The organism is Adlercreutzia sp. ZJ473 (assembly GCF_013185065.1).
Lineage (GTDB): Bacteria > Actinomycetota > Coriobacteriia > Coriobacteriales > Eggerthellaceae > CAAEEV01.
The window spans coordinates 20,917-31,042 of sequence record NZ_JAAVTO010000034.1; the positions used below are offsets into that span (position 1 = coordinate 20,917).

Consider the following 10,126-nt stretch of genomic DNA (forward strand, 5'->3'; position numbering starts at 1 on the left):
CCTCTCCGCCTTCCTTCGCCCTGTGGACGCGGGCCTCGCATCGCCCGCGCCCGCGCGGGCTCCTACTTCCCGACTACCTGGTCCTTCTTCGGCGTGATCAGGTTCGACACCGCCTTGTACACCACCAGCGTCAGCACCGCGTTCAGCACGCCCTTCACCAGGTTGAACGGCAGCAGCGCGGGAAGCACGAGCGCCAGGCCCACGTCGAGCGACCCGTACCAGAACGCCACGCCGATGGTGAGGTTCGCCGCGATGGCGCCCGCGATGGCGCAGAGCACGCTCAGCGCCAGGCCGGCGACGGCCATGCGATAGGTGCGGCGCCTGCGGTACAGCAGCGCGGCCGGCAGCACGAAGCACAGCGTGGCCACGATGTTCATGAGCGAGCCCACCCACTCGCCGAGCAAGAGCCCGTGGATGACGGCGGCCATCGCGCCGACCACCACGCCGGCCGCCGGGCCGTACGCGAAGCCGCACACCATCGCCGGCATGAGCGACGGGTCGTAGGTCAGAAACGGCACGCCGGGGATGAGCGGGATCTGCACGAACTGTAGCAGCGCGGCAATGGCGCACATCAGGGCCATGGTGACCATCTGGCGCGTGCTCCACGCGTTGGTGTTCGAGAACTGGTACGGGGTCTTCGGCGCTTGCGGCGCACGCGGCGCCTTCGGGGCCTTCGGGGCTTGCTCGGCCATGGGGATCTCCTTTCCCTTCAAGGCGCTGGCTTGGGTCGGTCGCGCCTCCCGCCTTGAAAGGAAACGAGCCCGCATGAATTCCCATTCACGAAGGCTCGAAGAATTGCGATGCGCGTGTCCGACGCCTCGAAGGGCCGCACGCCGCGCCGTTCGCCGGAAGGCCCGCACGGCTTCAAGCCGCCGCGGAGCCCGAAGCGCCCGGCGCGTTCGCAAAATCTGCCTCTCCCATCCGGACTTTGACCGTTGGTCCTGGAGTTTAACCAGGTCAGCCCGCCTCGACATGATGCCTTGGCAGGGTCGCGGACTCCCGGCGCCCGCGCTTGAGCGCGCCGCCGAATACCGCCAGTGAGGACTTCCACCTCGCCCTGAAACAGAATTCATTACCGCGCATTGTAAGGCTGCCCAGCCGCGCGCGCAACCCTCGTACCTGCGCAGGCATCGGGCAGCCCGAGCTGGAGACGGGAAACGCCAAGTTGAAACGCCAAGTCAACAGGCTGCGCCCCCGCTGCCCCAGGCCGCTCCGCCGCCCCGGGCAACCCGGCCCGTCGCGCCTACAGCGCGATGTCCAGGCCCACGGGGCAGTGGTCGCTGCCGAAGACCTCGCTGTAGATGCTGGCGGCCTCCACGGCGCCCGCCAGCTCGTCGCTCACGAGGAAGTAGTCGATGCGCCACCCCGCGTTGTTCTGCCGCGCCTTGAAGCGGTAGCTCCACCAGCTGTACGCGCCCGTCACGTCAGGATGCAGCAGGCGGAAGGTGTCGGTGAAGCCCGCGTCAAGGAGCTCGGTGAACTTCCCGCGCTCCTCGTCGGAGAAGCCCGCGTTGCCGCGGTTGGGGCCGGGGTTCTTCAAGTCGATCTCCTGGTGCGCCACGTTGAAGTCGCCGCACATCACCACCGGCTTCGGGGATGTCGTCGTGTCGTCCGGGAGCGTCCCCTCCTCGAGGCCCTTGACGAAGTCGCGGAAGGCGTCATCCCACTCCATGCGGTGCGCGATGCGCGCGAGCTCGTTCTGCGCGTTGGGCGTGTACACGTCCACGAACCAGAACGCCTCGAACTCGAGCGCCACGACGCGTCCCTCCTGGTCGAGGTAGTCGTTGCCCAGGCCGTGCAGGACGCGAAGGGGCTCCTCGCGGCTGAACACCGCCGTGCCCGAGTAGCCCTTCTTCTCGGCGTAGCTCCAATGCTGGTGGTAGCCCGGCAGGTCGAGCTCCACCTGCCCCGCCTGGCACTTCGTCTCCTGCAGGGCGAACACGTCGGCGTCAAGCGCGGCGAACGTCTCGAGGAAGTCCTTCTTGAGCACCGCGCGCAACCCGTTGACGTTCCACGATACAAGGCGCATGTCTATTTCCTTTCCTAGTAGCAAAACCATACTTGTCGTTCGTAAAGTCAGCGAGGGCTTCTGAGGCGTTTCAGATAGCCCCGCCTTGGGGCCAAGTTGGCTTCGCCAACGCCGCGCCCCAAGCAGCAAACAGTCCTGTGGACTGTTTGGGACCATCTATGCGCCCGAGAGGGCGCGCCCTGAGGAGCTTTGCTGATCAGGGCAAAAATGCATCAGAAGGCCGCAGCGTCGAGCGTTCCGTTCGTCCCGTCAGGGCGAACGGAACCGATTATTTGTGGTAGGGCTCGCCGCGCGAGATCTTGAAGGCGCGGTAGACCTGCTCGAGCAGCACCACGCGGGCGAGGTTGTGCGGCAGGGTGACGGGGCCGAACGAGAGCGTCTCGTCGGCGCGCGCGTACACCGCCGCGTCCACGCCGTCCGAGCCGCCGATCACGAAGGTGATGTCGCTCGTACCGCCGATCGTCAGCGCGTCGAGGCGCGCCGCAAGCTGCTCGCTCGAGCGCTGCCGACCCTCGATGGCCATGAGCACCACGTGCGAGGAAGGCGCGATGGCCGCCAAGATGGCCGCGCCCTCCTTGGCGCGCGCAGCCTCCACGCCGCCCGCGCGCCCGGGGTCGACGTCAGCCACCTCGCGCACCGTCACCTTCGCATAGCCCGACAGGCGCTTGAGGTACTCGGCGCAGGCGTCAGCCCAGAAGCGCTCCTTGAGCTTCCCCACCGCCACGACGCTGATCCTCACTGCACGCTGCTCCAGTCCGCGCCGATGACCACGAGGAAGTCCGTGGTGAACAGGTACTCGTTGTTGTTGAGCACCGCGCGGCCCACCCCCAGGGCGTCGACGATCTCCTGGGCGCGCTCCTGCTGGGAGGCGTCCTCGTAGATGACCACCGTCTCGGCATAGTCGGCGGCGTCGGCGTTCGCGGCGTCCACGCTGTAGCCGAGCGCCCCGATCTTCTCAGCCGCCGCCGCGCCCGCGCCGTCGATCTCCGTGCCGTTGCGCACCGACACCGTGCCCGAGCGGCGCGGCGTCGTGGTGCCGTCGCTCGAGGCGCTCGCGCTCCCGCCCGTGCCGGCCGTCGCCATCACGGTGCCCGTGGCCTCGTCGATCACGTCCTCCTCAACGGGCGGCAGGCCCTGCTCCACGCGGCGCAGCATCTCGTGCCACTCGTCCTCGTCCATGATCTCCCACCAGACGCCGTCGATGTACTCCGAGGTGGTGGGGTTCACGCAGCTGTAGAAGTCGGTGGCCATGTCCATGCCGCGCATGCTGCTCGCCAGCGAGAGGATCTCCATGAGGCTCATGTCGGTGGTCACGTACTTCGACAGCGTCTCCACCGTCGACACCATGGTGCTCAGGTCGGAGTCGAGCACCTTGCCCGCGATGGCGCTGATCACCATGCGCTGGTTGGCGGCGCGGTACTCGTCGCCCTTGCCGTACTCGTCGAACGCGTGCCGCGAGCGGCTCAGGATGAGCGCCTGCTCGCCGTTGAGCGTCTGCAGGCCCGCCTCGAGATGGCCGCCTGCGTCAGGGTCGTCGATCTCGATGGGCACCTCGACCTCGATGCCGCCGATCGTGTCCACGACCTCGCAGAACCCGTCGAAGTCGATCTCCGCGTAGTGCGCGATGGGCACGCCCGCCAGCTCCGACACCACCTCGACCGTGTAGGCGGCGCCGCCGATCGGATACGCCGCGTTGAGCTTCTGCTTGCCGTACTCGCCCATGTCAACCATGGTGTCGCGCATGAGCGAGATGGCCGTGACCTTCTTCTGCGGCGGGTCGATGCGCAGGAGCATGATGGAGTCGGCGCGATAGACGCCGTCAAGTACGGCGCCGCTCTCGCGCTCCTGCGACTTGTCAGTGCCGAGGAGCAGCATGTAGAAGGGATCGCCCGGCTCCACGTTGTCAAGCGCGTCGAGCGTCTCCTGGGTGACGCCGCTCGAGAGGTTGCCCTGGATGCTCATCATCTTGGTGAGGGCGTAGGCCGTCGTGCCGAGCACCGCCACGAGCACCACCGCCAAGCACGCGATCAGAATCTTCTTGCGCTTCCTGCGCTTGCGGTCGCGCGCGTAGTCATGCGTGTAGGAGCTGCGCGCGTAGGGGTTGTTGGGATTGCCGCCCGCGTTCGCGCCCCCAGGAACGGCGGGGATGACGGGGCTGGCGAACTCCGCCGGAGCCGCAGAGCCCGCCGCCGCCGCATCCTTCCTGCGGCGAGGACCTGGCGAGGCCACCTTTTCCGGCTGAACGGAGGGTCGCGAAGAGTCGCCCGCATCCCGCCTGCTTCCGTATGAGTTTCTGTCAAACGATCTTGCCATCGCCCGGAGGCTCCTGTTCGTAGTCCGTCTGTCATGGCGCACGTTGCCCGAAATGAAAACATGCGAAACTTTATTTTGAAGGGCGCCTCACCATCTGGCAACCGAGAGCCCCCGTTATGCGAGAAAAGCCACAGGACGATTCCATCTAATCCACAACTTCCCCACGATCAGGGCATATGCACGACGAGGGGACTATGCGGACACGCCGAGGCGCTTGCACATGGAGGCGTTGGCCGCCCTCTCGGCTTCGTCGCCAAGCGGCGCGAGCGCGCAGGACGACTCGCCCGTGCGGGCCGCGTGGCGCTTGAGGGCGCGTTCGAGCAGGTAGTCGGCCACCTCGGGGTTCTTCGAAAGCAGCGGGCCGTGCAGGTAGGTGCCCACCACGCCGCGGTACAGCACGCCGTCGGCCTTGTCGGCGTCGTTGTTGCCGCGCCCCGCCTGCGACACCACCTTGCCGAAGCTGCGCACGCCCGCGCCCAGGTACGTGCGGCCCGCGTGGTTCTCATACCCCACCACCGGGAGCGTCGCCACCAGCGAGCGCAGGACGATGTTGTCGATCAGGCGGTCGGCCGACGTGCCGGGGCGGCGCGTCTCGAGGTCGACCACGCCGAGGCCCGGGACCTCCTCGTCACCGAGGAGCCACACCTTGCCGAGGATCTGGTAGCCGCCGCAGATGGCCAGAAGCGCGCCGTCCTCCTCGACGAAGCGCGCGATGTCGTCGCGCAGCGCGAGCAGGCCCTCGCTCGCCAGCTTCTGCTCGCGGTCGGGGCCGCCGCCCATGAACACCAGGTCAACCTGCGAGAGGTCAACCGAATCGCCGTGACGCACGCGCTGCACGCGCACGGGGACGCCGCGCCAGCGCAGGCGCTGCTCGAGCACCCGCACGTTGCCGCCGTCGCCGTACAGGTTGAGCAGGTCGGGGTACATATAGGCTATCACGAGCTCCGACATCGCGCCGACGGCGGGCGCAGCCGCGTTGGCGGCAGGGCGGGCGGGCGCCGCAGGCGGGCGCGACGGGCCGCTTTCGCCCTCGCCGCGACCTTCGTCGAAGTCCCCTTCGCCTCGGCCTTCACCTTCGCCACGACCTGGCTCAGTGCAGCCCCCTTCGCCGGCATCGCCGGCACGGCGAGCCGCAGAGCCGGCCACCGCGTCGAGGCTCGCCTTCACGCCGGGAAGCGCCGTGTAGTTCGCGATCGCGTACACGCCTGCGTCGGCGGGCAGCCCCGCCCCGCCGGGCGCGCCGAGCGCGGCGAACACCTCGTCCATGCCCTCGACCAGCTGCGCCTCCACGCCCGCGTACTTCAGGCGCACCTGCAGGTCGTTGCGGCGGATGCCGCCCGCGAACACCACGCAGCCCCTCTGCGCCACCAGCTCCTCGAAGTCGATGTCCCAGATCCACGAGATGTCGCGCCCGTCGGCCTCCTTGTCGTTGATGAAGAACGCCACCGCCTTCGAGCGGGTGTCCTGCGCCACGATCTTGAGGTTTTGGTTGAAGCCCGTGGGGTTCTTCGCCAGGTTCAGCAGCACGCGCCGGCCGCCGACGACGTACTCCTGCAGGCGCCCGTTCTTCGGGTCGAACGCGTCGATGGCGCGCTGTACGGACGTCGGCTCGCAGCCGAGCAGGCGCGCGGCCACCGCGACCGCCATCAGGTTGTACACCATGTACGCGCCCGAGAAACCCGCGCTCACGCGGAACGAAGACGGCCCCTCGACCGCCTCGGCGTCGTCGGCAGCATACGTGCTGGCAGCGCTGGCGCCGCGCACGTCAACCGCAGCCGCGCCGGCGCCAACGCTCGCGGCGCCCTCCGCCTCCGCGCCCCCGGCCGCCCCCGGCCCCGCCAGCTCGAACGCAAGCCCGCTCGCGCCGAGCCGCACGTCGCGCGCAGCCCAGTCGAGGGCGGGACGCGCAAACCCGCACTGCGGGCAGCGGTACATGCCGAGCTGGCCGTACTGGCGAAACGCGTACTCGAACATCGACGAGCAGCGCTGGCACATGGTGGCGTCGGACACCACGTTCTGCTCAAGCCCCATGGAGGCTTCCACGCCGAACGCCACCGAGCGGGTGCGCTCGCGCCCCGGCAGGGCGGCCGCGCGCTCGGCGATCATGGCGCACAGCGGGTCGTCGGCGTTGTACACGAGCACCGTGTCCGGCGAGGTTCCCAGCGCCCCCACGATGCTGTCCTGGATGCGGTCGATCTCGCCGCAGCGGTCGAGCTGGTCGCGGAACAGGTTCAGCAGCACCACGTAGCGCGCCTGCAGGTGCGGCAGGATCTTCGCCAACCACAGCTCGTCGCTCTCGAACACGCCCCAGTCGGCGCCCCTGCTCTGCAGCATCACCGTGGACACGCCCGAGTCGAGGTTGGCGCCCGTGCGGTTGCACACCACGCTGCGGCCCGCGCGCTCGAGCACGTCGGCTATCAGGTTGGTCACCGTGGTCTTGCCGTTGGTGCCCACCACCACGACCGACCCCTCGCGCAGGCGCGGCGCCAGGTGCGCGATCAGCTTCGGGTCGACGTACAGCGCGATCTTCCCCGGCGTGTTGGCCGCCGGACGGTGGAAGACGCTCCTCAGCCCCCATGTGAGCACGGCGCCAACGCCCTTCGCCAAGCCGAACTGCATGCCCATGAACGCCCTCGATTCAAGCCTCGTACCTACCGCATGTCTTTTTAGTATAACCTGACCGGCTGAGAAGCCTTATAATCAACGCGATATACAGATCCATAGCTTGACAGGAACTACCCCGTGGATACCAGCCAGATCATCTCAGTCGTCGTATTCGTCGTGGCGCTCGGCCTCATCATCTCAGAGAAGGTTCACCGCGCGCTCGTAGCCATCGTCGGCGCCGTCGTGCTCATGGCCATAGGCGTCATCCCCTTCGAGACGGCCATCCACCACCTCGACTTCAACACGCTCGGCGTGCTGTTCGGCATGATGCTGTTCGTGTCGGTGGTGAAGCTCTCGGGTATCTTCGAGTACCTCGCCATCAAATGCGCCCACATCGCCAAGGGCGACCCGTGGAAGATCATGATGCTGTTCGTCATCCTCACCGCCGTGCTCTCGGCGTTCTTGGACAACGTGACCACGGTGCTGCTCATCGGCCCCATGACGCTCACGCTGTGCAGGCTGCTCAAGGTCGACCCCGTCCCGTTCTTCATCACCGAGATCATGGCGTCGAACATCGGCGGCACGGCGACGCTCATCGGCGACCCGCCCAACATCATGATCGGCTCGGCCGCAGGGTTCGACTTCGCCGACTTCATCATCTACGACGCTCCGGCGGTCGTGATCATCCTGGCCGTGATCATCGTGCTGTTCTACTTCCTGTACGGCCGCAAGATGAGCGCCGCGCGCAAGAAGAACAGCGGCGACGTGGTGTTCGACGTCATGGGGCTCAACCCGTCTGACTACATCGAGAACCGCCGCCTGCTGAGGATCTCGGTCGTCATGATCGTGCTCGTGGTGGTGGGCTTCATGTTCCACGGCGCGCTGGGCTGGGAGTCCTCCATCATCGCGCTGGGCGCGGCGGGGCTGATCCTGCTGATCTCGGGCGAGTCCATCGAGAAGGCGCTGCTGAACGTCGAGTGGACCACGCTGGCGTTCTTCGCGGGCCTGTTCATCATCGTGGGCGCCATGACCGAGACCGGCGTCATCGAGATGCTGGCCCAGGCGCTCATCGACGTGACCGGCGGCGACGTGTTCCTCACCATGCTCGTGCTGGTGTTCGCGTCGGCCATCGTCTCGAGCTTCCTGGACAACATCCCGTTCGTGGCCACGATGATCCCCATCCTGCTCACCATGGAGTCGTCCGGCATGGACGTCATGCCGCTGTGGTGGGCGGTGTCGCTCGGCGCGTGCCTGGGCGGCAACGGCTCGCTCATCGGCGCGAGCGCGAACGTGGTGCTCTCCGACATCTCGAAGAAGAACGGCTACGAGATCACCTTCGTCCAGTTCTTGAAGGTGGGCTTCCCGCTCATGATGGTGACCGTGGTCATCTCCGCCGTGTACCTGGTCATCCGCTTCCCCGTCGCGGGATACACGGCGTAAAGTTTTTGGGGACTGACCTAACTCCGATTTGGAAGGCGGGCCTTGGCCCGTCTGGGAAATCGGAGCGATGAACCTGAAAGGGTTCTCCACTATCCTTGCATTTGCGCGATCAGCAAGGAGAGGAGAACCCTTGAACGTGAATGATACAGCAAAGACGAGATCTGAGGCGGCGCGCTTGCTCGCGCCGATCTTCTTCGGCGTCCTCTGCGAAGAGGGAGCCGACTTCGAGTCCTTCGAGGGAAGGGCCGTGTCCATCGGCCGCGCCGTCATAGCGCAGGCCATGTCCATCGACATCGAAAGGCTCGACGCCGGGCTCTGCGCGGACCTGCCCGACGGCTGCAGTGTGCACGACAGGCGCGAGAAGACCCTCGCCACCGAGGTCGGCGACCTCAGCTTCGCCTACCGCCGCGTGCGCGACCGCTTCGGCAACACCGTCATCCCCTGCGCCGACGCGCTGGACCTTCCCTGGAACGCTCGCGTGTCGCCGGCTGCCAGGTCGTTTCTCGTCGAGGCCGGGGCCTGCGTCTCCTACCAGAAAGCCGCGAACCTGCTCGCCCGCAACGGGTCCCGCGTGAGCGCCACCACCGTCATGAACGCCCTGAGGCGCGCGGGCGAGCTCTGCGCAGAGGACGACGCGGCCCTTGCCGAGGAGCTGTTCGCGAACGGCGTGGTCCCGGATGCGGAGGTCGAGTCCGCCCAGCTGCTCGTCGAGGCCGACGGCACGTGGATCCGGCTGCAGGGCGCGCCCGGAAGCGGGCCCGAGCGCGTCGAGATAAAGGCGCTCGTCGCATACGGCTCCAAGGAGAGAGGCGGAGGCAAGACCAGGCGCGTCGACGCCGTCCACCACGGATGCGTCGCATCCCCCGGCGAGTTCTGGACGCAGGGCGTGGCCGCCATCGGCACGAGGTTCGACCTGTCCAAGGTCGAGGTCTGCCACCTCGGCACAGACGGCGAGGGCTGGTGCAAGCGCGGCGTCGACTTCCTCCCGTCGAGGATCGGCACCGCCGGCCACCTCGATCCGTTCCACGTGAGCCGCTGCGTGCTGTCGTGCTTCGACAGGGACGCCGCGAGGGGGGCGTGGCACGTGATGGACGTCGTGAACGACGGCGAGGCGGAGGAGGCCGCATGCCTGCTCGAGGCCATGAGGGACCTGGGGGTGGCGCGTCCCGGAAAGCGCACCGACCAGGTCATCGCCTACCTGCGCAACAACGCCGGCGTCATCGCCGCCGAGGGTCCCTCGCTCGGCACCATGGAGTCCGAGAACCAGCACCTCTACGGTGCCCGAATGGACAGCGTGCCCTGCGCGTGGTCGGCAGCCGGGGCCTCCGCGATGGCCCGCGTGATCAGCCGCCGCAGCTCGAGGCGCGAGGTGCCCCGCCTGACGAGGGCCCGGTCCGTCACCAGGCGCCGCGCCCGCAGAAGCGAGGGCAGGATCCTGGCGTCCCTCGAGGCCGGTGGCGCCAGCAAGGTGGTAAAATCCGTGGGCAGCGGCTACCTGCCGCCGCATCGCGCTTCGGTAACGGGATTGTCCGCCGAGGTGCGCTACGCGGCAGGACTCGATTCAGGAATGATCGCCATGCAGGGGTAAGTTGCCCCCATCAACTTCACGCCGTCACGGCGTAACGTTTTTGGGGAGGTATAGCGACTCCGGCGACGAGGGCAGCCGCCAGGCTGGCCGACGAGCCGGAGCGAGGCGAAGGGGGCTCCCCTAATCTCTTATCGACCAAGAATCGAGAAAGA

Annotated in this window: 7 protein-coding genes and 1 riboswitch; of the genes, 2 read left to right on the forward strand and 5 right to left on the reverse strand. The window is 67.5% G+C overall.

What is annotated here, in order from left to right; genetic code table 11:
- Positions 1-62: 62 nt before the first annotated feature.
- The 5 genes from HRL41_RS07685 to HRL41_RS12135 form a co-directional block, all read right to left on the reverse strand.
- Positions 63-692 carry an ECF transporter S component gene (locus tag HRL41_RS07685; protein ID WP_165171311.1) on the reverse strand — a complete coding sequence of 210 codons (630 nt, stop codon included), beginning with the start codon at positions 690-692 and terminating at the stop codon, positions 63-65.
- A 213-nt stretch (positions 693-905) separates the two neighbouring features.
- Positions 906-1,069: riboswitch (FMN riboswitch) on the reverse strand.
- Between the two features lie 174 nt (positions 1,070-1,243).
- Complete coding sequence (locus HRL41_RS07690) at positions 1,244-2,029, reverse strand: exodeoxyribonuclease III (protein WP_172136264.1); 786 nt, start codon at positions 2,027-2,029, stop codon at positions 1,244-1,246.
- Between the two features lie 268 nt (positions 2,030-2,297).
- On the reverse strand, positions 2,298-2,768 hold the full coding sequence (gene rlmH / locus HRL41_RS07695) for a 23S rRNA (pseudouridine(1915)-N(3))-methyltransferase RlmH (protein WP_172136265.1): 471 nt from the start codon (positions 2,766-2,768) through the stop codon (positions 2,298-2,300).
- Positions 2,765-4,342, reverse strand: a complete 1,578-nt coding sequence (locus tag HRL41_RS07700) for an LCP family protein (RefSeq protein WP_172136266.1) — start codon at positions 4,340-4,342, stop codon at positions 2,765-2,767. Before HRL41_RS07700 ends, rlmH begins: the two co-directional genes overlap by 4 nt.
- Before the next feature lie 192 nt (positions 4,343-4,534).
- On the reverse strand, positions 4,535-6,967 hold the full coding sequence (locus HRL41_RS12135; RefSeq protein ID WP_172136267.1) for a MurT ligase domain-containing protein: 2,433 nt from the start codon (positions 6,965-6,967) through the stop codon (positions 4,535-4,537).
- A gap of 117 nt (positions 6,968-7,084) precedes the next feature.
- Here HRL41_RS12135 and HRL41_RS07710 point away from each other — a divergent pair, with 117 nt between their 5' ends.
- Both HRL41_RS07710 and HRL41_RS07715 read left to right on the forward strand, forming a co-directional pair.
- Entirely contained in the window at positions 7,085-8,386 is a 1,302-nt protein-coding gene (locus tag HRL41_RS07710) for an ArsB/NhaD family transporter (RefSeq protein ID WP_172136268.1), read from the forward strand.
- 136 nt (positions 8,387-8,522) lie between these two features.
- Entirely contained in the window at positions 8,523-9,974 is a 1,452-nt protein-coding gene (locus HRL41_RS07715; protein ID WP_172136269.1) for a UPF0236 family transposase-like protein, read from the forward strand.
- Positions 9,975-10,126 lie beyond the last annotated feature (152 nt).

What these genes read in the sequence shown, in the direction of transcription:
- HRL41_RS07685 (WP_165171311.1), bottom strand. Translation starts at nt 692, where the DNA reads ATGGCCGAGCAAGCCCCGAAGGCCCCGAAGGCGCCGCGTGCGCCGCAA.
- HRL41_RS07690 (WP_172136264.1), bottom strand. Translation starts at nt 2,029, where the DNA reads ATGCGCCTTGTATCGTGGAACGTCAACGGGTTGCGCGCGGTGCTCAAG.
- HRL41_RS12135 (WP_172136267.1), bottom strand. Translation starts at nt 6,967, where the DNA reads ATGGGCATGCAGTTCGGCTTGGCGAAGGGCGTTGGCGCCGTGCTCACA.
- HRL41_RS07700 (WP_172136266.1), bottom strand. Translation starts at nt 4,342, where the DNA reads ATGGCAAGATCGTTTGACAGAAACTCATACGGAAGCAGGCGGGATGCG.